The organism is Paraburkholderia sp. BR10872, from assembly GCF_040965835.1.
GTDB lineage: Bacteria > Pseudomonadota > Gammaproteobacteria > Burkholderiales > Burkholderiaceae > Paraburkholderia > Paraburkholderia nodosa_A.
Window position 1 is genome coordinate 55,560 of record NZ_JBFRCN010000021.1, and the last position, 23,925, is coordinate 79,484.

Genomic DNA, 23,925 nt, shown 5'->3' on the forward strand with positions numbered 1-23,925 from the left:
TGGCGAAAGTGCGTGCGCCGGAGCCGTTGGACGCAAAACGTCCGGGCTGGCGCGAAGGGTTGCACTCTACGCGTGTTCGGGCAACTTCGCTTGCGGCGCCGCGGGAGCCGATCTAGCGCTTTGCCTTACAGAACCACAAGCAAAAAGTGGGACGATCGTCGGAATACCTGCAAGATTTCTGGAAGGCGTATATATTGCGCGGTTATGACCGAAAAAGACAAACCTGTAAAAATGGCTCCGAAAGCGGTGCCGCCGCCGCGCACGTGGGACGCTCGCGCGGCGCGCTGGCTTGTCACTCCGCTTGTACCCACGCGCGTTACCCCGAATCATCTGACCACGCTGCGACTCCTGATTGGCGTTGCCGGCGGGTTTTTTCTGGCGCGCGGAGACTTTCTGCACGTCAATATTGGCGCGTTTCTGATCGTACTGTCGAATTTCGTCGATCATACCGACGGCGAACTGGCGCGTATCGGCGGTAAAACCAGCCGCATCGGGCATTTCTACGATCTCGCGGCGGACGCGCTCGTCACCGTCCTGCTGTTCCTCGGCATGGGCTACGGCCTCGGCGTCGTGGCCGCCCACACCGGCGCCGAATGGCATGTGCCGCCGGCCGTGCTGGGCGGCATCGCGGGCGTCGCGGTCGCCGTGATCTTTTTCCTGCGCATGCGCATCGAGGAAATAGCCGGCAAGGCGGGCACCCAACAGGCGTTCGCCGGCGGCTTCGAGACCGAAGACGTGCTGTATCTGCTACCCCTTGTCACGCTGACGGGCGTCGTGTCGCCGTTCATTATCGCGGCTTCGATCGGGGCGCCGTTGTTCGCCATCTGGGTGGTGCTCGACTATGTGCGCGTGACGCGCCGCCTGCGCCCCGCCAAGGAAACCCGCCAGGTGTGGAGCAGCAGATGAGCCTGCAAGCAGAACAAGAACAGGTCGTAGCGCCGCGCGCCCCCGCGCCAGCCCGCGCCTCACGCGCGGCGGCTGGCGAGCCGGACGGCGCGATCGGCCGCGCGCTGCAACCGCTGAACACCGCGCGCCTGCGCGAGGACTATCAGAGCCAGGGCTCGTTCCTGTATCTCGCCGATTTTCTGCCCGCCGACGCCACGCAACAGTTGATCGACGCGGCCAACGCGCTGCTTCCCGAAGTCAACCGCAACTATCTGCCGGGCCACAAGGCGGGCGGAAGCGTGAGCCGTCACACCATCGACCGCCTCGCGCCGTACATCGCCGAGCTTTACCGCTCGCCGCAGCTCATCGCGTGGCTCGAAAAGATCACGGGCGACCGCCTGCAGCTTTCGCCCGAAGACGACCCGCACGCTTACGCTCTCTATTACTACACGCGCGCCGGCGATCACATCGGCTGGCATTGCGACACGTCCTATTACGACGGCCGCCGCTATACGGTGCTGCTCGGGGTAATCGACGAGTCGTCGTGCAAGCTCGACTACGAACTGCACACGAAAGACCCGAACAAGGCGGATGAGCCGGGTTCGGTGCAATACCCGCCGGGCGCGCTCATCGTGTTCGACGGCGACAAGCTTCGCCATCGCGTCACGCCGAGTCTCGAAGGCGAAGTGCGCGTTTCGCTCACGCTCGAATACGTGACGAACCCGAATATGCGCCCGTGGCGGCGTTTCATTTCGAACATGAAGGACGCGATTGCGTACTTCGGTTTCCGCCAGGTGTTCCGCAAGGCATTCGGAGGCAAGGCGTGAGCCGTGCTGCCATCCTGCTGCTGTCGATCGGCACGGCGCTCTTCATTGCGCTGCTCGCCTGGCAGGGGCTCGGCTCGGTCACGGGCGCACTTGCGGCCGCGGGCTGGGGCCTCGTCCTCGTCGCGGCGTTCCACGTCGTGCCGCTCGCACTCGACGCGGGTGCGATCGCCGTGCTCTTCGGCCGGGACGAGCGCGTCGATCAGCGCGATGCATTGCTCGCGCGGTGGACCGGCGAATCGGTGAACAGCCTGTTGCCCGCGGGCCAGATCGGCGGCCCCGTGGCGATGGTGCGCCAGCTCGGTCAACGCGGCATGTCGATGCGCAATGCGGCTGCGGCCATCACCGTGAGCACGACGCTGCAAGCCGTCGCGCAGATCGTCTTCGCCGTATTCGGCATCGTGCTTTTTTCGGCCTACGCCGCGAATGGCGCGCCGCGCGACCTCGGCGTCGCCGCGCTGATCGCGACCGCCGTGCTCGGCGGCCTGATCGCGCTGTTTTATGTCGCGCAGCGTCGCGGTCTGTTCGGCCGCCTGCTGCGTCTGGCATCGAAAGTGTTCGGCCAGCGCGACTGGTCGGCGCTTGCCACGCGCGCCGACGCGATCGACGAAGCCGTGAAGTCGCTTTATGCCCGGCGCGGCCGCGTGGCGGCCAGCTTCGCGCTGAGCCTCGCGGGCTGGCTCGTGGGCACGGTGGAAGTGTGGCTCGCGCTGCGCTTTCTCGGCCATCCCACAGGCTGGATCGATGCGCTGCTGCTCGAGAGCATCGGCCAGGCGATTCGCGGTGCGGCCTTCGCCATTCCTGGCTCGCTGGGCGTGCAAGAGGGCGGTTATCTGCTGCTCGCGCCGCTCGTCGGCCTGCCGCCCGAGGCGGCGCTCGCGCTCTCGCTTGCCAAGCGCGCGCGAGAAATCCTGCTCGGCTTGCCGGGCCTTCTGTATCTGCATTTCAGCGAACGTAGCTGGCAACGCCGACGCGCCTTGCGCGTCCCCGCTGTCGAAGTCGCCGATTGACCTTTTTCTTCCAAGGAACGTTTGCGCATGCGCGCCATCATTCTCGCGGCAGGCCTCGGCCTGCGCCTTCAGCAACCCGCTGGAGAACAGTTTCCGAAATGTCTGCTGCAGTTCGAGGGCGTGACGCTGCTCGAACGCCATCTGCAATTCCTGGAAGAGGCGGGTGTCACGGAAGTCGTGCTCGCGCTCGGTTTCCAGCCTGAGCTGGTCGAGGCCGAACTCAAGCGCATCGGCTGGCCGCACAAGGTCGAGGTCGTGATGAATCCGCGCTTCGACCTGGGGAGCGTGCTCACGGTACATCGCTCGGCAGAGGCGCTTACGCGCGGCGGCGATGTGCTGCTCATGGACGCCGACGTGCTCTACGACGAGCGCGTGTTCGCACCGCTCGTGGCGGGCGAGGCGCCTGCCAACCGTCTCTTGATCGACCGCGACTTCGAAGCCGGCGACGAGCCCGTGAAGCTGTGTCTGCGCGACGGCGCGCCCGTCGAACTGCGCAAGCAGCTGGCGGTCGGTCTGAAATACGACACGATCGGCGAGTCGGTGGGATTCTTCCGCCTGAACGAAGCGACGGCGCGCCGCTTTGCGCAGATCGTCGAAGGCTATGTCGATACGGGCCGCGCGAACCTGCCGCACGAAGAAGCGCTGCGCGACCTGCTGCTCGAACGCGGCAGCGAGTTCGAAACCGCGGACGTCACCGGCGCGCCGTGGATCGAGATCGACTTTCCCAACGACGTCACGCGCGCCGCGCAGCAGGTGCTGCCGCAACTGCGTCCCGTGGTGAGCCGCGTGAAGCAGGCCGCTATCTAGAGCGCATCTGCGTGGATTGCCTCACGCAGATTGCTTGAATCAGGCCGCGAGGTCTGTCTCCGCATGAAGGCGGAGGCGGGCTTCGCGGCTTTTATTTTTTGCGCGCGCGTTTGCTGCGTGGCGCACACGCAAAGGGCGCCGCTTCATCTGTTGCCGGGTTCCCGTTTTCCGCAACAAGGGCCATAATGGCAGCTTTACGCCATCAGCCACGCTGATCGTCGTTCCTGCCCATGCCATTAGCCCTCGGCACATTCATCGTTCCGCTCATTGTCGCGTGCTCGATGTTCATGGAGAACGTGGACGGGACGGTCATCGTCACCGCGCTCCCCGCACTGGCCCGCGATCTCGGCCAGGACCCCATCACACTCAAGCTGGCCGTCACGAGCTACGTGATCGGCCTTGGCGTGTTCATCCCGATCTGCGGCTGGGTGGCCGATCGCTTCGGCTCGCGCAATGTGTTTCGCACTGCCATCGGCATCTTCATGGCAGGGTCGCTGTTGTGCGCGGCTTCGCGCTCGCTCGAGATGTTCGTGGCCGCCCGCTTCGTGCAGGGTATCGGCGGCGCGATGATGGTGCCGGTGGGCCGGATCATCATTTTCCGCTCGCTGCCCAAATCGGACTTCATTCGCGCGGTCAACTATCTCACGGTGCCCGCGCTGCTCGGCCCGGTCGTCGGGCCGCCGCTCGGCGGGTTCATCACCACGTATCTGCACTGGCGGCTGATTTTCTTCATCAACATTCCGATTGGCGTGCTCGGCATCTGGCTCGCGAACCGGCATATCGAGAACATGCACGAGGAGCATCCTGGGCGGCTCGACTGGGTCGGCTTCGTGCTCTCCGCGGGTGGGGCGTCGCTGTTCATGCTCGGCCTCTCGCTCGTGGGCGGCGAGATCGTCGCCACCGGCACCGCGGTGACGATGTGCGTGATCGGCGCGTTGCTGCTGGTGACCTATTGGTTGTATGCGCAACGTGTCGAGCGACCCGTGCTCGATCTGAAATTTCTGCGCATCCCCACCTTCAATGCGAGCGTGGCGGGCGGGTCGCTGTTTCGCATCGGCCTCGGCGCCGTGCCATTTTTGTTACCGCTCACGCTGCAGGAAGGGCTCGGCATGACGGCGTTCGCTTCAGGCGCCATCACTTGCGCTTCGGCGTTCGGCTCGATCTTCATGAAGGCGATCGTCTCGCGCGTGCTCGGGCGCTTTGGCTTTCGCCGCACGCTGATGGTCAACGCGGTCCTCGCGGGCACGGCCATCGCGATATGCGGCTCGTTTTCGCCGGGCATGCCCGTGTGGCTCATCTGGGTCATCGTGCTCGCGGGCGGGATCTTTCCTTCGCTGCAATTCACCGGCCTCAATTCGCTCGCCTACGCCGATATTCCGACGCGCGACATCGGCCGCGCCACGAGCGTGGCAAGCGTGATCCAGCAGGTGTCGCTCGGCCTCGGCGTGACGATCGCGGGCCTCGTGCTGCAGATCTCGCACCGGGTGCAAGGGCATTCGGCCATTGTCTGGTCCGATTTCTGGCCCGCGTTTCTCGTGGTCGGGCTCTTTTCGGCAGCGTCCATTCCGGTGACGATGCGTTTGCCCGCGAATGCGGGCGACGAAATTGCGCGCGGCCGGCGCGGCGAGGCCTGATCCAGTCCAGAACGGACGCCGTCTTGCACGGCAGCGGAATCAGCGGATCGCCGGATCGCAATCGTTTTCCTGGCGTGCTATAAGGCCAAGGCAGGTTTCTGGTAGGCCAACAAACCGAATCATGGGGTGAACTCGATGAAGCTGGTTGAAAAAACGAAAATTTCCGCTGCCGCTCTCGCACTGCTTTCGCTATCCGCCTTGTCCACGGGCTTCCTCGAAGCCACGCCGGCCTTTGCGAAGGATACGCAGCAACGCCCTGCGGTCCTCAATGCATCCGCCGTGGCCGTTGCCGACAAGTACGCGGCCGACGCCGCCGAGCAGATCCTCAAGGAGGGTGGTAACGCCGTCGACGCGGCGGTCGCCATCGCCTTCTCGCTCGCCGTGACGTACCCCGAAGCCGGCAACATCGGCGGCGGCGGGTTCATGACGCTCTACGTGAACGGCAAGCCGTACTTCCTCGACTATCGCGAGCGCGCGCCGCTCGCCGCCACGCGCACGATGTACCTCGACGACAACGGCAACGTGATCCCGGGCAAGAGCCTTTACGGCTACGACGCCGTGGGCGTGCCGGGGACGGTCGAGGGCATGTGGGAGGCGCAAAAGCGCTTCGGCAGGCTGCAATGGAAGCAGGTGCTCGCGCCGGCGATCAAATATGCGCGCGACGGCTTCGTCGTGGACGAGCAGCTCGCGAAGCGCCGTGAGGCCGCGGAAAAGGACTTCGCCGGCAAGACCAATTTCGACGACTACTTCGGCAACCTGAAGGAGGGCGTCACGTTCAAGCAGCCCGATCTCGCCAATGTGCTCACGCGCATTGCGAACCAGGGCGCGAAGGACTTCTATGACGGCAAGACCGCGGATCTGATCGCCGCTTCGATGAAGGGTCACGGCCTCATCACGAAGCGCGACCTGCAGGAGTACAAGGCAGTGTGGCGCCAGCCCGTGGAGGCGAAGTGGAACGGCTACGAGATCATCACTGCGCCGCCCCCGAGCTCGGGTGGCGTGGGCCTCGTGCAGCTGCTCAAGATGAAGTCGATGCTGGCGCCGCAATTCAAGGACGTGCAGCTCAATTCGCCGCAGTACATCCATCTGATCGCGGAGATCGAGAAGCGCGTGTTCGCGGATCGCGCGCAATATCTCGGTGACCCCGACTTCTACAAGGTGCCGGTCGCGCAGCTCACCGACGACGCGTACCTCGCGAAGCGCGCTGCCGAAGTCGACCCCGACAAGCCATCCGACACCAAGAGCGTACAACCGGGCCTCGGCACCTCGATGCCTGAGAAGGCGGAGACGACGCACTTCTCGGTGGTCGACAAGTGGGGCAACGCCGTTTCGAACACGTACACGGTCAATGGCTACTTCGGTTCGGGCGTGGTCGTGCCGGGCGCCGGCATCGTGCTCAACGACGAGATGGACGATTTCGCGTCCAAGCCCGGCGTGCCTAACATGTTCGGCGTGGTGGGCAGCGACGCGAACGCGATTGCGCCGAAGAAGCGTCCGCTTTCGTCGATGACGCCGACCATCCTCACGAAGGACGGCAAGGTGGCGCTCGTGATCGGTACGCCGGGTGGCTCGCGCATCTTCACGTCGGTGTTCCAGGTCATCAACAACAACTACGACTTCGACATGCCGTTGAAGGACGCGGTGGCGGCGATGCGCTTCCACCACCAGTTGCTGCCGCCCAACACGATTTTCTGGGAGCCGTATGCGCCGATCGACGGCGAACTCGCCAGGCAGGTCGAGGCGAAGGGCTACGTGCTGAAGGCGCAGGACTTCAACGGCGACATCCAGGCGATCCGTATCAACGGCGATACGCCCGACGCGGTTTCCGATCCGCGCGGCCGTGGCGTCTCGCGTCTGATCCAGTAAAACCGCGACGCCGATGCGAAACGATGCGCTGCGCATGAAAGCAAACCATTTCGCATCGGCAAGCTGGCACGAGGCGGCAAAAGTTTGCATGACGTGAGCGTTTGTCCTCAAATCTGGGGATGCCGCTCCGTAATTCATCGCGTACTATGCAACCTCCGGCGGAAGACAGCCCTTTGCCGGCGTGTGTTTTTCTTGGGGCGGCATTTGCCGCCCCATTTTCTTTTCGGCATGCACGCTTCACGCTTCACAGTCGCACTGCATATTGAATACGTCAGGCGAGAACATTAAGCTCTGATGTTTGCGTCGCCGCGCAAGCGGGGCGCGCGCCCACTTCTCATCGCACCCGAGCATGGACCTGACGAGCCGCGAACTCGCGTTGATCGCCGACGTCTTCAAGCTGCTGGCCGACCTTATCTTGCCCGAGGGTGCCTTGCGTCTCGAAGTGGGGCGGCGCCTGCTCGAACTGCTGCGCGCCGACGGCCTGCATGCGGGCGCGGACCTGTTCGTCTGGTCGGGCGAAGAGTATCTCGATCATCTGCGCATCGGGCGCGGCAAGCGGCGCGAGCATCTTTCCGATCGGGAGCTGGCGCTGTTCGATCTGGTGCGCCCGGCTTTCATCGCCGCGCTGGCGCGCTCGCGCGCGCAGACGGGCCACGTTCAGCCGCCGCCAGCCGACCCATCCACTGCGGATAACGAAGCGATCAACCGCTTGACGCGGCGCGAGCGCGACGTGGTCGCGCTCGTGGTGGAAGGGCTGCTCGACAAGGAGATCGCCGAGCGGCTAGGCATTTCCTATACGACCGTGCGCACCCATCTCGATCGTTCGTTTCAGAAACTCGGCGTCAGCAACCGCTCGCGCCTCGCGCGACTCGTGCAGTCGACGCAGCGCTGAGGCGTGCCGCGCTTCCGCTTATTCCGGCACGGCTGCCGAAACGTTCTTGCCTGCGGCGTCGATCAACCCGAGGCAGGTTTGCGCGTTGCCGATCCGCTCGATCGCGAGCAGCGCGAAGCGCGCAAGAAAGAGCGGGCCGTTGACTTCGCCCAGATTGGTCATGGTCTTGCACAGCTGCGTGTAGACGGTGTCGAGTTCGCTGTCGGTCATGGCTTTCTCCATCTGTACTTGATTCCGCCAGCGCTCAGGCGCACAGCGCATGGTCAAGGGCGGCGAGCGCCTGCGTGGCGACTGTGCCGGCTTCGCCGTGCCAGCGGCCGAGCACGTGGCCGTCCGGGCGCACGAGGTAGAGCGTGCCGGGCTTGGCGCCGTACATCGGGAACAGGCGTCCCGTTCGGTCCCAGCCGCTGCGGCGTGATGCGTCGTCGGGCTGGCGCTGTGCGAGCGGCACCAGCGCGAACGGCAGCGCGCGGGCGGCCAGCGTCGTTTCGAGCGCGGCGATCGGGGCGGGCGTCGCGCCATCCTGGCTGAAGTAGAACGCCGTAAAGCATGGCGCGATCAAGTCGGTCATGTTCCCTTCACGCACGCCAGCCTGATCGACGATCGTGAGCGGGCATTCGGGCAGCACCGTGCCCGGCACCGGACCGCTCGCGAATGCGTCGGAGGCCGCGTTGAGCGGCGAGGCCGCGTAGGCGATGGCCGAAGTCTGGCGCGGATTGATCAGCGAGCGCACGGCGGCGTGCTCGCGCGCGAGGCTCAGCACGGCGGTGCGCATCAGGTCGAAGGCGAACGACGGCGGCGCCATGAATTCTGTGCTCTTCGTGCCATAGCTCAGGTTTTCGTGCGCGGCGTAGACGCGCTCATCGGAGTAGCTGTCGAGTAACGCGTCGCTCCCGAGCCCCTTCACGACATACGCGAGTTTCCACGCCAGGTTGTCGGCGTCGTCGATGCCGGAGTTCGCGCCGCGTACGCCGAAGATCGGCACGAGATGCGCCGCGTCGCCCGCGAACAGCACGCGGCCGTGGCGATAGCGCTCGAGCGTGAGCGCATTGGCCTTGTAGATCGTGATCCAGACCGGCGACCACGATGCCTTCTCGCCCATCATGTCGAGCAGGCTCTGCACGCGCGGCATGACGTTTTCGGGCTTGATCGCTTCGTCGGCGTCCTCGCCGTCGCGCAGCTGATAGTCGATGCGCCAGACGTTGTCGGGCTGCTTGTGGACGAGCACGGTCGAGCCGGGATTCGACGCCGGGTCGAAATACGCGAGCCGTTCCGTCGGCCGCGCGCTGTCGAGCAGGATGTCGACGATCACATAGCGGCCCTCATAGCTCGTGCCCTGAAGCTTCAGGCCGAGCGACTCGCGCACCGTGCTGCGGCCGCCGTCGGCGGCGACGAGCCAGTCGGTCTGCGCGGTGTAATCGCCTGCGGGCGTGGAGAGCGAGAGCATGGCGCCATGCGCGTCTTCGTGCAGGGCCGTCACCTTCGTGCACCAGCGAATGTCGATGAGATCGGCGTGCCGCTCCGCTGCGTCGAGCAGGAACTGCTCGATGTGGTACTGCGCGAGGTTGACCATCGGCGGAAGCTTCTGGTTTTCGTCCTGCGGCATCGTGAAGTGCAGCACTTCGTCGTTGCGATAGAAGCTGCGCCCACCGGTCCACGGCAGACCTTTGGCGAGAAAGCCGTCGAGCGCGCCGAGGCGCTCGATGATTTCGAGGCTGCGGCGCGAGATGCAGATCGCGCGGCTGCCGTAGCAGATCGATGCGTCGGCTTCGATCAGCACCGAGCGCACGCCGTGCTTCGCGAGGCCGAGCGCGATGGCGAGGCCCACTGGACCGCCGCCGACGATCGTCACGGCGTGGCGTTGCGCTTCACGGCCGCCTTCGAGTTCGGGCAGGCGGGCGGCGTACTGCCTGGCCTCGAACGGATAGGGTTTGAATCCGGCGCTCATGGGGATTGCGTCTCCGATACGTAAGTCTTGTGCTTGCCGGCATGCCCCGAGCGGGGCGCTGGCGATGAAGGCAGTATGGAGCGCGAGGCGCGGCCCGCTGTCCTCAATTTGGGTACAGGGGGCTTACGGGGGGATATTTTGCGCAGTGGTTTTGTGCGCGCGCTTGCGGCGGTGTTTAACCGTGATCCGTCGCGAGACAAAGCGCAAACAGCTGCCGCTGGCTCGAAATGCCCAGCCGCTGATACGCGCGTTTCTGATACGTCACCACACTGCTGGGCTTCACGCCCATGCACTCGGCAATTTCAACCGCGCTACGCCCTTCGAGCACCCCGCGCAGGGCGTCGAGTTCGCGTTTGGAGAGCGTGGGGCAGAGCCCGCGCAGGCGCGCGAGCATCATCTGAGGAATGCCGAGCTGGCTCTGGCCGCGAATCGTGTAGTGATGCCGGGCCGACTCGCCGATCAGCGGCGCGAGCGATTCGACCAGTTCCACTTCGCCCGGCTGAAAATTGCCGGCGTCGCTTTCGCGGTACAGGTTCACGGAGAGCCAGATGTCGGCGGCGGGCTGCAGCAGCAGCGAGAGCCGGTCGGATACGTTGGGCGTGGCGTAACACGCGGTGCGATAACCATCGTGCGCGATGTCCGCGCTGCTTTGCCAGTGCAGCACGAGCGACGAGCCGGGCTTGTCGGCCGAGGCGCCGGAAACGATCTGCTGATTGCCGTCGAGCGCGTAGAAGAGGCGCGCGTAGGTGTCGGCGACGTCGCGCAAAAAGCGCCCGCCGCGATGATCGGCCACGGAAACCGTGCGCGGCCGGTTGCCGAATTCGTAGGCGAACACGGTGCACTGCGTGACCGACGTCGCCGGGCCGAGCATGTTCAGCACTTCGGCGGCGAGTGCGTTGGCGTCGTCGCGGCCGATGGCCGAAACGAGGCTGGTGACGCGCGAGAGGTCTAACTGACCTGCCTGCCTCGGTCGATCGAGATGCCAGTAACGCATGTGTCTTGACGGAAAACGGCTGGAAAAAGCAACTTTTACGAGATTAGCACCGTTTCGCATCGCCGCGAAAGCGCCGGCAGCGGGGCCGGATCGCCCGCCCGATGCCGCCGCGAAGCCTGCGTCAACGAGAGCAAGGAATGGCACGTTGGGGTAATCTCCACCCTCGGCCGGCGCGGTATGCGCGCCACGTTTCCTTACCTGAATATCCCTGCGCGCAGGTTATCTCGAAATGTTGACGCTCCCCACCGCGATTCCACCCGATTTCGGCGCCGGAGCGGTCTTTCTCAGCGTACTCGTCACGCAACTGGGCGTGCCCGTCCCGGCCGCGCCGGTGTTGATTCTCGCGGGCACGATGGCGGCGAGCGGCGAGACGTCCTACGGGAGCCTGCTGGCGGCGGCCGTGATCGCGACGCTGCTCGCGGATTCGCTGTGGTTCGCCGCAGGCCGCAAGCGCGGGCGGCGTCTGCTCAATGGGCTCGTGCGTTTTTCGCTGTCGCTGGACACGACGATCCGCATCGCGCGCAACGTATTCGAGCGCTACGGCGCGCCCATTCTCGCGGTGGCGAAGTTCGTTCCGGGGCTCGGCCTGATTTCCGCGCCGCTGCTCGGCACGACGACGGTGGCGGTTCACGTCTTCCTGCTGTGGGACACGGTCGGCGCGGCGTTGTGGGCGGGCACCTGGCTGCTCGGCGGCGCGGCGCTGCATGCGGAAATCGTGCGATTCGCGGCGTTCGTGCGCGCGAACGGCATGACGATTTTCGACGTGCTCGCCGTGGCGGGCGTGCTGTTCCTCGCCTGGCGCTGGCTGCGGCGCATGCAGTTCCGCCACTGGCTGGCGACGCACCGCATTTCGCCCGATCAGCTCGACGAGATGATGAAGTCGAGTGCACCGCCCATCGTGCTCGACGCGCGTCCGCAAGCCGTGCGTCAGAAGGAGGCTTACCGCATTCCCGGCGCGCGGCCGCTGAATCTCGAATCGAGCGAAGAACTCTCGCCCGAGCTGATCGGGCGTCCGATCGTCGTGTACTGCGTGTGCCCGAACGAGGCGACGGCCAAGCGCATCGTCGATCAGTTGCGCAACAAGCACATCTATCACGCGCGCGCGCTCAAGGGCGGGCTCGACGCGTGGGAGCGCCACGGTTATCCGGTCGAGCCGCTGTCCAACGAGTTCCACGCGGCCCATGCCCATGCCGATGAGCTCGAAGCGGGCGAGGAAGCCGAATACACCGTGCGGGCAAGTCTTTCCAAATAACGGTGGTCCTGCCGCCGCGCGTTGTCAGGCGCGCGGCGGGACCTACGCGCGCTGCCTGCGCGAGCCGCCGCCCACGTTCTGTCCCGCATCGCGCGCCATCTGCGCATAACCCCACACCGAAATCAGCGTGAGCACGCCGGCCGCGAGGAAGGCGAGCCGGAAGTCGTCGAGCGTGAACACATGGCCCGTGGTTTCGCCGTTCAGGTTCGCGGCCACGCGCAGCGCGAGCGCGCCGAACGCAATGCCAAGGCCGATCGTCATCTGCGCCGCGGCGCTCCAGAGCGTGCTGGCCGCGCTCATTTGCGGCTGCGCGACGTCGGCGTAGGCCAACGTGGCGAGGGTGGAAAACTGCATCGAGCGCGCCATGCCGTAGACGAACACGACGATCAACACGATAACGAGCGGCGTGCCGGGCGTGAGCAGCCCGCACGCAATCAACGAGACACCGGCAACGCTGACGTCGACGACGGAAACGAGCCGGAAGCCCCAGCGTTCGAGAATGCGCGTCGTGAGCGCCTTCATGCCGAGATTGCCGAGCGCGCTCGCGAGCAGCAGCAGGCCGGACTTGAACGCGGAAAGACCGAAGCCGATCTGGAACATCAGCGGCATCAGATACGGCGCCGCGCCGATGCCGATACGCGTGATCGAGCCGGTCACGATCGTGACGGAAAAGGTCGGAACCTTCAGTGTGGAAACGTCAACGAGCGGGTGCGGATGACGTTTCGCATGCACGAACGCGACGACCCCGATCGCGACGCCTGCCGCCACGAGCGCCATTGCGCGCCACGGATTCTGGCCGACCTGGCTCGCGAGTTCCGCGCCGTAAAGGATGGCGGTCAGCGCGGCGCCGCTCAGCACGAGCCCCGCAACGTCGAGCGGCCGGCGCTGTTCGCCGCGCAGGTTCGGCACGATGGCGGCGATGGCCGCGAGCACGGCGATGCCGAACGGCACGTTCAGCAAAAAGATCCAGCGCCAGGACGCGTAGGTCGTGATGAAGCCGCCGATGGGCGGTCCCACCACGGGCGCGGCGATAGCGGGCCAGGTGATCGTCGAGATCGCCTGCATGAGCTTGCTTTTCTCGGTGCTGCGCACGACGATCATGCGCCCGACCGGCACCATCATCGCGCCGCCAATGCCTTGCAGAATGCGCGCTGCCACGAACTCGTCGACGTTCTGCGAGATCCCGCACAGCACGGACGCCACCGTGAACGTGACCACGGCGCTGAAGAACACGGTGCGCGCGCCGCAGCGGTCCGCCACCCAGCCGCTGGCCGGAATGAAGATGGCGAGCGCGAGCATGTAGGCGGTCACGCCAAGACTCAGGCTGTTCGGGCCGATGCCGAACGAGCGCGCCATCTGCGGCAGCGCCGTGGCGATCACGGTCGTGTCGAGGTACTCCATGAAGAACGTGGCGGCGACGAGGTACGGCAGCCAGCCGACGCCGGCGGAACGTTGTGCGGGAGCGGTCATTGCGCCTCCACGCAGCAGCGGAGAATCAATGCGATCTTGGTACGGAGCATGGGCGGCCAGCGGAGATATTGCCGATCGGTACGTTGCGGACCGGATAGTGAAGCACAAAGCCCGCGGCGAAAGGCGACAGTTTCCATCAGGCAAAAGCATCTGTACAGCCGCGCGGCGGTCCGCGGCGCGGCGAGCCGTTCGCCGTGTGACCCGCGCGGCAAGCCCGAATCGAAGCGCGTAGACTCGTCCGCTGTCGGCATCACATCGTCAACCCGTTGATTAATGGAGAGTCGGAAATGGAATACCGTTTTCTGGGTGCGTCCGGAATGAAGGTGCCGGTGCTGAGCTTAGGCACCGGCACGTTCGGCGGCAAAGGCGAGTTCTTCGAGGCCTGGGGCGCAACCGATGTCGCCGAAGCGCGCAAGCTCATCGACATTTGCCTCGACGCTGGGGTCACGATGTTCGATACGGCCGATATCTATTCGAGCGGCGCGTCCGAGTCGGTGCTCGGCGAGGCGCTCAAGGGGCGCCGCGACAAGGCGATCATCTCGACCAAGGCGACCTTCCGCTTCGACGACGAACCCAACAACGTGGGCTCATCGCGCTTCCACCTGAAGCGCGCGGTCGACGCGGCGCTCAAGCGCCTGCAGACCGACCATATCGACCTGTTCCAGTTGCATGGATTCGATGCGCGCACACCGGCCGAAGAGGTGCTGTCCACGCTCGACGAACTGGTACGCGCAGGCAAGGTTCTCTACACGGGCGTGTCGAACTTCTCGGGCTGGCACCTGATGAAGTCTCTGGCCGTGGCCGATCGCTACGGCTATCCGCGTTACGTCGCGAACCAGACGTACTACTCGCTGATCGGCCGCGACTACGAGTGGGAGCTGATGCCGCTCGGGCTCGACCAGGGTGTGGGCGCGGTGGTGTGGAGTCCGCTGGGCTGGGGACGGTTGACGGGCAAGATCCGGCGCGGCCAGCCGCTGCCGGAGAAGAGCCGTCTGCACAAGACGGCGGAGCAGGGGCCGCCGGTGCCGGACGAATACCTCTTTCGCGTGCTCGACGCCATCGACGAGATCGCGCAGGAAACCGGCAAGACCGTGCCGCAGATCGCGCTGAACTGGCTGCTGCAGCGGCCGACGGTCGCGACGGTGCTGATCGGCGCGCGCGACGAGGCGCAGTTGCGCCAGAACCTCGGCGCGGTCGGCTGGAACCTCACGCCCGAGCAGGTGGCGAAGCTCGACGCCGCGAGTGCTGTGCGGCCTGTCTACCCCTACTGGCACCAGGAGGGTTTTGCCGAGCGCAATCCATCACCGGTGTGACGAGTCGCCTCGCCCGGTGAGGCTTCATCAAGCCGCTTCGGTCTGGCGCAGGATCTGGGTCGCGCCCAGATGCAGCGCCAGCGCGAAGAACTCGCGCTCCGCGAGATTGAGGGTCTTCGCGGCGGCCATCGCGCGGTAATGATCTTCCGGGTGCAGGAACAACTTCACTTCGACTTTCGACTGACGGTTCTGCGCGGACTCCATGGATGCTTCTCCTTCGGTAACCGGGCGCTCGGCCCGTGACGGGTGCGAAGCCCATTACCGGGCGTCCATACGCGCAAAAGCGCGCGCCGTTTGCCGCGACGTGAATAGCAGCATGAAAACGGCGATGACGCGGAGTGGGCCTTTCAAGTTCGCCTGCCGCGGCGCGTGCGCGACGGCAGGACACGCGCGCTGAACTAGCGAAGCGTGGGACGACGCAATGCGCCGGTAGTGCGATTGAAGCCGGGATGAGACAGGTGATGCGACGGCGGGGCAACGTGCTGCATAGCGACCAACCTCCGGAATTCTTCTTCTTGTGCGGCAGGGCGCCGCATGTAGTACGGGCCAGAGTGTAGTCGGGTTTTGTCCTAGGGTAAACCCCTAATTCGAAAAGAATTATTGCGCAGATTGAGAAAATCGCCCGACAAGACCCGGAAATGCGCTGTGGACGCACTTCAATTCATGCGGAATGCATAAGGGGAGTGTGAATGGGGCGGCGTGAGTCGCCGCCCCGGCGCTGGCCAGAAGTGAGCCTGGCAGCCAGCGTGAAGGCGTGGGCGCATCAGCGCCCGGCCATTATTCCTCGACGCGCTTGCGCAGGCGCGCACGCGCTTCGCCGAGCGACAGGAACTTGCCGTGTGCTTCGTCCAGCACAGTGACCTTGCCGTGGCCGATGTCATAGACCCAGCCCTGCAGTTCGAGCTGGCCCTGGGCCACGCGCGCCGCCACGGCGGGGTGCGTGCGCAGGTGCGTGAGTTGCAGGCGGACGTTTTCTTCCACGAGCGCCTGAACGATCTGGTCGTCGTCCAGACCGCGGGTCTTGACCACGCTGCGCGCGGCTTCCGCGTTGCGCAGCCACGCGTGCACGGTGGGCATGTCGGCCGTGGCTTCCGCGCCCGAGGCGAGCCCCTTCATCGCGCCGCAATCGGTATGGCCGCACAGCACGATCTGCTTCACGTTGAGCGCGAGCACCGCGAACTCCACGACGGCGGAAACGCCGCCGAGCATTTCGCCGTACGCCGGCACGATATTGCCGATGTTGCGGCACACGAACAGATCACCGGGCTTGGCCTGCGTGATCATTTCCGGCGAAACGCGCGAGTCGGCGCAGGTGATGAAGAGCGTGTGCGGCGCCTGGCTGTGGGCGAGGCTGCGGAACAGCTCCTTGTTGCCCGGGAAAACGTGATGAGTGAATTCTTCCACGCCGTCGAGCAGGTGTAACAGGTCGCAGCCGCACGAATCGGAGTGACCGTCGTGCGAGTGGGTGTTGTCTGGCATGGATGTTTCTCTCTTTATCATGAATCGACACTATCTAATGGCAACAGCGGGAGTTTACGCTGAGCCGACCCCTTGCGGATCGGAAAACTTCGCGTCACGTTGCCCCGGACAGCCGTTTCCCCCGGTACTCAATCGTCGAACCCGCGGGATATGCCGATAAACCGGCAGAAAAGACGGCTAATTACCGGAAAGCGTGCTGCTGCGAAGGCGCTGACGCGTCGTGCGTTTCCGTTCGAAAGGAGATTTTCTCACGCCGGGCGCAATTGGCCCACCCGCGGTGTCGCCGGCGATGTCGGGATCATGAGGAAGGAGGAGCCGCGACCGACCAGTCGGTCGGCGCGCTCACCACGCCATGCGCCATTGACCTGATGATTGGCCAGGGGTGTCGGGCAACAGCGTGTCGCCGGGCGGTGTCGTGGCGTCCGAGAAGTCGGAGAGAATCTCGTCGCGCAGCCGCACGAAGCGCGGATCCGCGCGATCGCGCGGGCGCGGCAATGCCACGTCGACGATGCGACGAATGCGGCCGGGGCGCGGCGCCATCGTCACGACGCGCTCGCCCAGGTAGATCGCCTCGTCGACATCGTGCGTGACGAGGATCATCGTGATGCGTTCGCGTTCCCAGATGCGCAGCAGTTCGTTTTGCAGACGGCTGCGCGTGAGGGCGTCGAGTGCGCCGAAGGGTTCGTCGAGCAGCAGCACGCGCGGGCGATTGACGAGGCCGCGCGCGATCGCCACGCGCTGCGCCATGCCGCCCGAGAGCTGATGCGGATACGTCCGCTCGAAGCCCGTGAGGCCCACGAGTGCGATGTGCTCGGCCACCGCGTCGTGTTTTTCGCGTGCCGACAGCGGGGCGTTGCGCAGTGCCGCCAGGATGTTCTGTTCTGCCGTGAGCCAGGGAAACAGACGATGATCCTGGAACACGATGCCGCGCTCGAGCGAGGTGTCGCCAACACGTTCGCCGCGCATCATGATGGCGCCGCTATAGCCCGCGTCGAGGCCGGCGATCAGGCGCAGCAGCGTGGATTTTCCGCATCCGCTCGCGCCCAGCACGCTCACGAATTCGCCGGGGCGCACATGCAGCGTCACGTCGTCGAGCACGACGAGCGTGGACTCGCCCGTGCCGTAACGCTTGCTCACATGCAGAATGTCGAGTCCGGCGGGTTCAGTGGCGCTCATCGGCTTTTCTCCAGTTTCTGTTGATTGGTAGTCCGGATCATTGGGCGGTGATGTGCAGCCGCGCCAGCACCGTTCGCTCCACGCGCCGAGCGAGCGCATTGAGCGCCCAGCCGATCGCGCCCACGACGACGATGCCGCACAGCACGAGGTCCATGCGGAACTGCTCGCTGCCGTCGATCAGAAGATTGCCGATGCCGCTGCCCGCCACGAGCAGATACTCCGCGCCGAGCGTGGCGAGCCACGAATAGATGAGCGCGAGATAAAGGCCCGTAAAAATAGAGGGCAGCGCGGCGGGCAACAGCACGTAGCGGACAAGCTGCAGGCGCGAATAGCGCAACGCCCGCGCGAGTTCGACGTATTTGCGTGGCACGGCGTGAATGCCGTCACACGTATGGGCGGCAACCGGGAGCAGCGCCGCGAGCGAAAGGAAGACCACCTTGGCGGCGTCGCCGAGCCCGAACCATACGGAAATGAGCGGAATCCATGCGAACAGCGAGATCTGCTTGAAGGTGTCGAAGCTCGGCCCCACGACGCGTGCGGCGATGCGTGAAAGACCCAGCGCGCCGCCCAGCAGGAACCCCGCCGTCGCGCCGATGGCAAAGCCGCAGGCTTCGCGGGCAAGCGACGCCGAAAGCGCGCGGAACAATGCACCGCTTTCGATTTGTTCATAAGCGGTGCGAATCACATCGCCGGGACTCACGAGCAGGCCGCTTTTCACGAGATGCGAGGCGCTCAAGGCCCACCACAGCGCGATGGCGACGAGGGGCAGGGCGGCGCCACGTAAATCGACAGTGCGGCGCGGCCTCGCTTCGGTGGCCGCGTCACAGGCGCAATCGGGACGCGCGGATGCTCGTGCAAGCGATATCTTCATGGCGAATTCTCCCTTGTCCTCAATGGCGGCAGTTATTCATCGTCAGCGTCAGCCGCGAAACGCCGAAGGCGTGCCGCGCCGCAAACGTCGCTCGAGCACATCGAGCAGACGATTGATGACGAGGCCGACCGCGCCCACGACGACCACTGACGCCATCACGAGATCGAGCTGAAAGAGCTGGCGGCCATACACGATCAGATAGCCGAGGCCTTCCGAGGACGCCACGAGTTCGACGACGACGAGCGCGAGCCACGCCTTCGTGAAGGCCAGGCGCACGCCGGTGGCGAGCGTCGGAATCGCCGCGGGCAGCACGAGCCTCACGATGCGTTGCCAGCGGGTGTAGGCGAACACGCGAGCGACTTCATCGAGTGCAGCGGGTGTTTGCCGAAAGCCCTGCATGGTGCTGAGCGTGACGGGCACGAGCGCCGCGTGAGCGATGAGCAAATACTTGAGCGGCTCGCCCACGCCGACGAGCAACAGCAGAAACGGCAGCCAGCCGAGCACGGGAATCTGCACGATCGCGTTGAAGCTGGGCAGCACCCACGCTTCGAGTGTGCGGGAGAGCCCGAGCGCACCACCGATCAGGAACCCGAGCGCGGTGCCGCCGGCGAAGCCCAGCAGCACGCGTTGCAGGCTGATCAGCGTATTGCGCGCAAGCTCGCCACTCTGGGCGAGGTCGACGAAGGTTTCATAAACGCGCTGCGGCGCAGGCAGGATTTGCGGCGCGATCCAGCCACGCGCGCAGCCGACGCTCCACAGCAGATACAGCATCGCAGGCAGCAGCCAGGGCGCGAGATGCCAGGTGCATGCGCGCAGTACGCTGCGCCAGCGCACGTGCGCGCTCGTCGTGTCGAAACGTGGTGTTGCTGCACGCGGCGCGTCCGAAGCAATCGTGATCGCGGTTTCCGTCATGATGCGGCTCCTCTCGCGTGCTCAGCCCAGCGGCTTGCCGGCGGCGTCGTAGCGGGTCCAGTAGTGTTCGAGCTTTTGCGCACGCAGCGCGTTGTCGAGATAGCGCGGCTCGAACCACGAATCGACGTCCACGGGCTGGCGGATCAGCTTCAGGCGCAACGCGTCCTGCGCAACGGCTTTGTAGCGCGCCACGATGAACGGATCGATCAGCGGCGAATTGCGGTACTTCAGCGGCTGGTCGCCGAATTCGGCTTGCCAGGACGAATAGCTCACGCCGCTCTTCGCCCAGAGCTTGAAGAGCGCGTCGCGGTTTGCTTCATCGGACGACCATTGCGCCGCCTGCACGAAGACATTGACCACGCGTTGCACGATGTCGGGGTGTGCCTTCTCGAAGCCGTCGAGCACGAGCAGATGCGCCTGGCGCGTCAATTGCGGGCCGTCATGCTGCGATTCGTAGACGATGCGAACGAGCCCCTGATCGCGCAGCCGGTAAAGGTGATAGTCGTTCACCGAGGCGTCGATGCCTTTCGATGCGAGCGCCGCGAGCGAACTTGCGTTGTCGAGGTTGATCACCCGTAGCGCGCGCTCGTCGAGCTGGTTCTCCGCGAGCGCGTTGTCGGCCACGAGTTGCAGATTCGTGCCGCGAAAAATGGCGACGCGCCGGTCCTTGAGGTCCTTGATCGATTTGATGTCGGAATCGGCGGGCACACCCACTTTCACGCCGGAGCGCACGCCCGACTCCAGCAGGATGCGGGTCTTGAGGCCGTTGGCGCGCGCGAGCACCGAGGGCAGGTCGCCTTGATACGCGAAGTCGAGTGCATTGTTGGCAATGGCCTCGTTCACTGCCGGACCCGCGCCTTTGAAGAAGAGCCACTCGACCTTGATGCCGTCGGCGGCGAATTCCTTTTCGAGCAACTGCTGGCCGCGCACTGTGGCAGCGGTCGAACCGCCGAAAGTGGGCGGGTCGCCCGCGCCTTGCTGCGCGACGCCGATGCGGATCACGGCGGGCTTCTCGGCCGCAGCATGCAGGGAGACGAACGAAAGCGCAGCAAAAATCAGAAACTGCGGCAGGTACTGCAGTACGCGATGTGAACGCATGGGCAGGTCGGATCTGGGTGACGAAACGGGGTGCGCGGACTGGCGAGCTTGCTTCGCTGTCGTTGCCGTTGGGTCATTCTTTTCCGGGTTTGCCGATGAGGACAACCAATGATTCGAGATTTGCATTTCTCGACAAAGGCGCTGCGTTTTATGGGGAAGGTGAACGGCAGGGCGCATTCATGGTAGTGGATCGTGGCCCGTGCAGTAGGAAGAAATCGTGCTATCGATGTGAGCAGGAGCGAAAAGCCGCACCGCGCGTCGGGGCGCGGTGCGGTGTGTGAAAGCGCGCCTTAAGGTGTTTCGACCGCGTGGCGCGGTGCAGCGGCACGCCGCGACGGCATGAAGTACCACACGGCGCAGAGCACTTGCAGACCGACGAGTACGGCCCACACGGTCTGATGCGCGACCGCGGGGTAGTGGCCGTCGAGTGCGGGCCAGTGTGCGAGCGCGGCGCCGATCGCGATCTGCAGCAGGAAGATGCCGATGAAGATGACGAGCGTGAACGTGGTGTTCACGCGGCCGATCAGACGCGGCGGGAAATATTCGGCGAGCACGGCATACGTGAGGATGCCGGTGCCCCCGAACGCGCCGTAAGCCGCCCAAAGCAGCGACGCGGGAAGCGGCACGCGCGCCGCGAGCAAGGCTTGCACGAGCACGAACACAAGCATCGTGACGCCGGAAAAGAGCTGGACGCTCACGCCGCGCCGCTCGAAGCTGCGCGCGAGCGCGCCAAAGCCGATGTTACCGACAATGAAAGCGCCGCCCAGCACGGAAACGAGCGAGGCCGCGCGCGCGCCGACATCGGCGGTGCCGGCCGGCACGACGTCGCGCAGAAACGCGCCGACCCACAACGACTGCATGGCGTAAAACACGGCCTGGGTGAGGCCCGAGAACGTTGCGGTCTTCCAGAATGCATGGCTGCACAGGATATGCGCGGTACCCTTGAACTGCTCGAGCACGCTCGCCTGGTGGTGGGTGTCGCGCGTACGCGGCCCGCCAATCCAGATGATGGCGGCCACGAGCACCGTGAGCACCGCGAGCCCGATGCTCACCGCGCGCCAGGGCGCGATCGAGAGCAGCCACGAGAGCGGGGCGCCCACGGCCACGCCGCCCAGGCCGCCCACGGCCATCACGAGGCCGTTCACGAGCGTGAGCTGCGCCACGGGAAAGTGCTGCGCGGTGGCTTTGAACGCGCCGCCGAGGCACACCGACACGCCCACGCCGATCAGCAGCCGGCCCACCATCATCGCGGCCATGTTGTGCGAGACGCCGAAGATCAACGCACCCGCCGCCGCCACGAGCATGACGCACGCGGTGACGCGGCGCGGGCCGTAATGGTCGAGCAGCACGCCGCCCGGAATTTGCGCGCCCGCGAAGCCGAGGAAATAAAGGCTCGTGAGCGTGCCGAGATCGGTCGCCGTGAAGCCCATTTCACGCGAGAGAAACGGCGCGAAGCCGAGATTGACGCCGCGAAACAGATACGAAATGAAGTAGCCGAGCGCGAATACGGCGAATACGCGCAGTCTGAGTGAGGTCATGTTGGGGGCGAAAGCGGATTGAATGCCTGGCTGTCGATTATTGGCGATTGCCGTTTGGGAGGCCAGCGAGAGATTTCAGACGGCATTGTGAGTAGAATTTGACGTCATGGCCCGACCTCTCCCTCCTTTGCAGGCGCTGCGCGCCCTTGAAGCCGCTGCGCGGCGCCGCAGTTTCAGCCGTGCCGCGGAAGAATTACATTTGACGCACAGCGCCGTGAGCCATCACCTGCGCGCGCTTGAAACGGAACTGGGCGTCGAGCTGTTCCGCCGCGCGGGCAGCCGCATGATCCCCACGGCGGCGGGCGCGCAGCTGGCCGAGCGCGTGCGCCGCAGTCTGGACGACCTGCGCGATGCGCTCGACGCCACGCGCCCCGGCGTGAGCGGCGTCACGCGGCTGGAACTGAGCGTAATGTCCGATTTCGCATCTGTCTGGCTGATTCCGCGCCTGGGCGACTTCTACGATCGCCACCCCATGGTCGACCTCTCGCTGCGCATGCACGCCGACGTGACGCCGCCCGACCCCTATCCTTTCGACATCGGCATCTGGCATCGGCGGGTCGACGAGCCCGGCTTCCAGATCCGCAAGCTGCTGGACGACCAGGTCGTTGCGGTATGCAGTCCGGCCTTGCTCGCACGTCATCCCGACTTTCGCATGGAAGGTCTCGCGAGCATGCCGCTCCTGCGTTTTTCGCGCCGCTCGTGGCGCGACTTCTTCGAAGCCGCGGGCGTGGCCGGCGACGAGCCAGAGCGCGGACCGGTGTTCGACGACGCGGGCCTGCTGCTGCAGGCAACGGTGGCCGGGCAAGGGGTGGCTACGGCGCGCCTGCAGCTCGCACGCGGTTTCATCGAGCGCGGTGAGCTGGTGCAGTTGGGGCAGGTCCGCATTCCGGCCTCGCTCGACTATTACTTCACGTGGCGAGAAGGGCATCCGCGCGAAGCGGCGATCCAGCAGTTCTATCGATGGATAAAGGCGCAATTGGCCAATTGATACCGGCCTCTCGTATTGCGCAATGGGTATTCGGGTTAACCGCTGATCGTATTGTCAACGCTACTTGAGTGATGCGCGTTGCTGTTTGAATAAAGCGGCTCAATCCCGCTCTGGATTACGCGATTAGTCATTGTATTCATATCGCATGCACCAAAGCGGATCATGGCTGAAAGCATTGCGCCGGACGTTTAAAAACGGCAATGAAACGCCGGTGAATGGACCGTAAAGCGGGCTTTGAAGCGATTCAATTGCCGGCTTGCGCAATGGCTTCACTATTTGGACTATCAACTGTATTCGTCTGCGGAAAGCGCCAGGAAGTGTGGCGTGGAATCACAGGTTGGGCACGCTTCGTGTCAAGAATGAAATAGTTGCGGTATTGTTACTCCCCATCGCCGTTTGGCGCGTGAATGTTTTGTAGTCAATGGTGTAGTTAACGGCCCATTCCTGGGCCTGCAATAAGACTGACAACAGGAGAAACTGCATGAAGGCTATTCAGATGTTCAAGCTTGCCGCAGCCACGGCACTCGTGGCGGCCTCGTTCCAGGTCTACGCGCAGGACGCTTCGGCCCCGGCGGCCGCAGAAACCCCTGCCAGCGGTCCGACGGCCGCAGCCCAGCACAACGTCAATCAATCGAAGGCAGCATTGCGTCAGGCACGTGCAGCGAACCGCGCGCTCGGCCGCAAGGTCCGTGCGGCGCTGGCGCGTGAAAAGAACGTGAGCGTCTCCAACATCACCGTGCGTGCGAAAGACGGCGCCGTCACGCTGCAAGGCACCGTGCCCGATGCGTCGCAGATCCAGCGCGCTGGCGATGTCGCCAAGGGCGTCGAAGGCGTGACGTCGGTGCGCAACGCGCTGACCATCCGCCCGGTTGGGACCTGAGCATTGGCTAGCCGGCGCGCGCCCATCGCCCTTCGAGGTGCGGGCGGCGACGCCGGAGCGGGTGTCTTCCTTCCTGAAGGCCGCACAT

General features: G+C 65.0%; 22 protein-coding genes. 11 read left to right on the forward strand and 11 right to left on the reverse strand.

All coding sequences use genetic code 11. From position 1 onward, the window contains the following. Positions 1–204: 204 nt before the first annotated feature. The 7 genes from AB4Y43_RS18110 to AB4Y43_RS18140 all read left to right on the forward strand — a co-directional run bounded on the left by AB4Y43_RS18110 (position 205) and on the right by AB4Y43_RS18140 (position 7,918). Positions 205–906: a CDP-alcohol phosphatidyltransferase family protein gene (locus tag AB4Y43_RS18110; protein ID WP_368728472.1), complete on the forward strand. Its 702-nt coding sequence runs from the start codon at positions 205–207 to the stop codon at positions 904–906. Continuing rightward, positions 903–1,712: a 2OG-Fe(II) oxygenase gene (locus tag AB4Y43_RS18115; protein WP_368728437.1), complete on the forward strand. Its 810-nt coding sequence runs from the start codon at positions 903–905 to the stop codon at positions 1,710–1,712. Before AB4Y43_RS18110 ends, AB4Y43_RS18115 begins: the two co-directional genes overlap by 4 nt. After that, positions 1,709–2,719: a flippase-like domain-containing protein gene (locus tag AB4Y43_RS18120; RefSeq protein WP_368728438.1), complete on the forward strand. Its 1,011-nt coding sequence runs from the start codon at positions 1,709–1,711 to the stop codon at positions 2,717–2,719. The genes AB4Y43_RS18115 and AB4Y43_RS18120 overlap by 4 nt, the downstream gene beginning before the upstream one ends. Positions 2,720–2,746: 27 nt before the next feature. After that, a complete protein-coding gene (locus AB4Y43_RS18125; RefSeq protein ID WP_368728439.1) occupies positions 2,747–3,526 on the forward strand; it encodes an NTP transferase domain-containing protein in 780 nt (259 codons plus the stop codon). Positions 3,527–3,756: 230 nt separating this feature from the next. Then, on the forward strand, positions 3,757–5,160 hold the full coding sequence (locus AB4Y43_RS18130; protein WP_069267456.1) for an MFS transporter: 1,404 nt from the start codon (positions 3,757–3,759) through the stop codon (positions 5,158–5,160). 135 nt (positions 5,161–5,295) lie between these two features. Beyond that, positions 5,296–7,026: a gamma-glutamyltransferase gene (gene ggt, locus AB4Y43_RS18135; protein WP_368728440.1), complete on the forward strand. Its 1,731-nt coding sequence runs from the start codon at positions 5,296–5,298 to the stop codon at positions 7,024–7,026. A gap of 349 nt (positions 7,027–7,375) precedes the next feature. Then, a complete protein-coding gene (locus tag AB4Y43_RS18140; RefSeq protein ID WP_368728441.1) occupies positions 7,376–7,918 on the forward strand; it encodes a LuxR C-terminal-related transcriptional regulator in 543 nt (180 codons plus the stop codon). An 18-nt stretch (positions 7,919–7,936) separates the two neighbouring features. Here the strand turns inward: AB4Y43_RS18140 and AB4Y43_RS18145 are convergent, their stop codons facing one another. The 3 genes from AB4Y43_RS18145 to AB4Y43_RS18155 all read right to left on the reverse strand — a co-directional run bounded on the left by AB4Y43_RS18145 (position 7,937) and on the right by AB4Y43_RS18155 (position 10,860). Continuing rightward, the gene (locus AB4Y43_RS18145; protein WP_069267458.1) at positions 7,937–8,128 is read right to left on the reverse strand and encodes a hypothetical protein; all 192 of its coding nucleotides are present in this window, start codon (positions 8,126–8,128) and stop codon (positions 7,937–7,939) included. Between the two features lie 34 nt (positions 8,129–8,162). Continuing rightward, positions 8,163–9,866, reverse strand: a complete 1,704-nt coding sequence (locus AB4Y43_RS18150) for an FAD-dependent oxidoreductase (protein ID WP_368728442.1) — start codon at positions 9,864–9,866, stop codon at positions 8,163–8,165. Between the two features lie 175 nt (positions 9,867–10,041). After that, positions 10,042–10,860, reverse strand: a complete 819-nt coding sequence (locus AB4Y43_RS18155; protein ID WP_368728443.1) for a helix-turn-helix transcriptional regulator — start codon at positions 10,858–10,860, stop codon at positions 10,042–10,044. Between the two features lie 229 nt (positions 10,861–11,089). On the opposite strand from AB4Y43_RS18155, the gene AB4Y43_RS18160 reads away from it, so the two are divergent. After that, positions 11,090–12,112, forward strand: coding sequence for a VTT domain-containing protein (locus AB4Y43_RS18160; RefSeq protein WP_069267461.1), 1,023 nt, complete (start codon positions 11,090–11,092; stop codon positions 12,110–12,112). Between the two features lie 42 nt (positions 12,113–12,154). On the opposite strand, the gene AB4Y43_RS18165 is transcribed toward AB4Y43_RS18160, so the two are convergent. After that, a complete protein-coding gene (locus AB4Y43_RS18165; protein WP_368728444.1) occupies positions 12,155–13,582 on the reverse strand; it encodes an MFS transporter in 1,428 nt (475 codons plus the stop codon). 287 nt (positions 13,583–13,869) lie between these two features. Between AB4Y43_RS18165 and AB4Y43_RS18170 the strand changes: the two genes are divergently transcribed. Next, entirely contained in the window at positions 13,870–14,895 is a 1,026-nt protein-coding gene (locus AB4Y43_RS18170; RefSeq protein WP_368728445.1) for an aldo/keto reductase, read from the forward strand. 27 nt (positions 14,896–14,922) lie between these two features. Here the strand turns inward: AB4Y43_RS18170 and AB4Y43_RS18175 are convergent, their stop codons facing one another. The 7 genes from AB4Y43_RS18175 to AB4Y43_RS18205 all read right to left on the reverse strand — a co-directional run bounded on the left by AB4Y43_RS18175 (position 14,923) and on the right by AB4Y43_RS18205 (position 21,969). After that, positions 14,923–15,099, reverse strand: a complete 177-nt coding sequence (locus tag AB4Y43_RS18175) for a hypothetical protein (protein WP_154677984.1) — start codon at positions 15,097–15,099, stop codon at positions 14,923–14,925. Between the two features lie 573 nt (positions 15,100–15,672). Next, positions 15,673–16,374, reverse strand: a complete 702-nt coding sequence (locus AB4Y43_RS18180) for a carbonic anhydrase (protein WP_069267464.1) — start codon at positions 16,372–16,374, stop codon at positions 15,673–15,675. Positions 16,375–16,716: 342 nt separating this feature from the next. Next, positions 16,717–17,550: an ABC transporter ATP-binding protein gene (locus tag AB4Y43_RS18185; RefSeq protein WP_368618478.1), complete on the reverse strand. Its 834-nt coding sequence runs from the start codon at positions 17,548–17,550 to the stop codon at positions 16,717–16,719. A 37-nt stretch (positions 17,551–17,587) separates the two neighbouring features. After that, positions 17,588–18,421: an ABC transporter permease gene (locus tag AB4Y43_RS18190; protein ID WP_368728446.1), complete on the reverse strand. Its 834-nt coding sequence runs from the start codon at positions 18,419–18,421 to the stop codon at positions 17,588–17,590. Positions 18,422–18,469: 48 nt separating this feature from the next. Next, positions 18,470–19,333 carry an ABC transporter permease gene (locus AB4Y43_RS18195; protein WP_069267467.1) on the reverse strand — a complete coding sequence of 288 codons (864 nt, stop codon included), beginning with the start codon at positions 19,331–19,333 and terminating at the stop codon, positions 18,470–18,472. 21 nt (positions 19,334–19,354) lie between these two features. After that, complete coding sequence (locus AB4Y43_RS18200) at positions 19,355–20,431, reverse strand: ABC transporter substrate-binding protein (protein ID WP_069267468.1); 1,077 nt, start codon at positions 20,429–20,431, stop codon at positions 19,355–19,357. Positions 20,432–20,721: 290 nt separating this feature from the next. Then, complete coding sequence (locus AB4Y43_RS18205; protein WP_342946318.1) at positions 20,722–21,969, reverse strand: MFS transporter; 1,248 nt, start codon at positions 21,967–21,969, stop codon at positions 20,722–20,724. A 106-nt stretch (positions 21,970–22,075) separates the two neighbouring features. On the opposite strand from AB4Y43_RS18205, the gene AB4Y43_RS18210 reads away from it, so the two are divergent. Both AB4Y43_RS18210 and AB4Y43_RS18215 read left to right on the forward strand, forming a co-directional pair. After that, positions 22,076–22,957 carry a LysR substrate-binding domain-containing protein gene (locus AB4Y43_RS18210; RefSeq protein WP_069267470.1) on the forward strand — a complete coding sequence of 294 codons (882 nt, stop codon included), beginning with the start codon at positions 22,076–22,078 and terminating at the stop codon, positions 22,955–22,957. 481 nt (positions 22,958–23,438) lie between these two features. Continuing rightward, positions 23,439–23,837: a BON domain-containing protein gene (locus tag AB4Y43_RS18215; protein ID WP_069267471.1), complete on the forward strand. Its 399-nt coding sequence runs from the start codon at positions 23,439–23,441 to the stop codon at positions 23,835–23,837. Positions 23,838–23,925 lie beyond the last annotated feature (88 nt).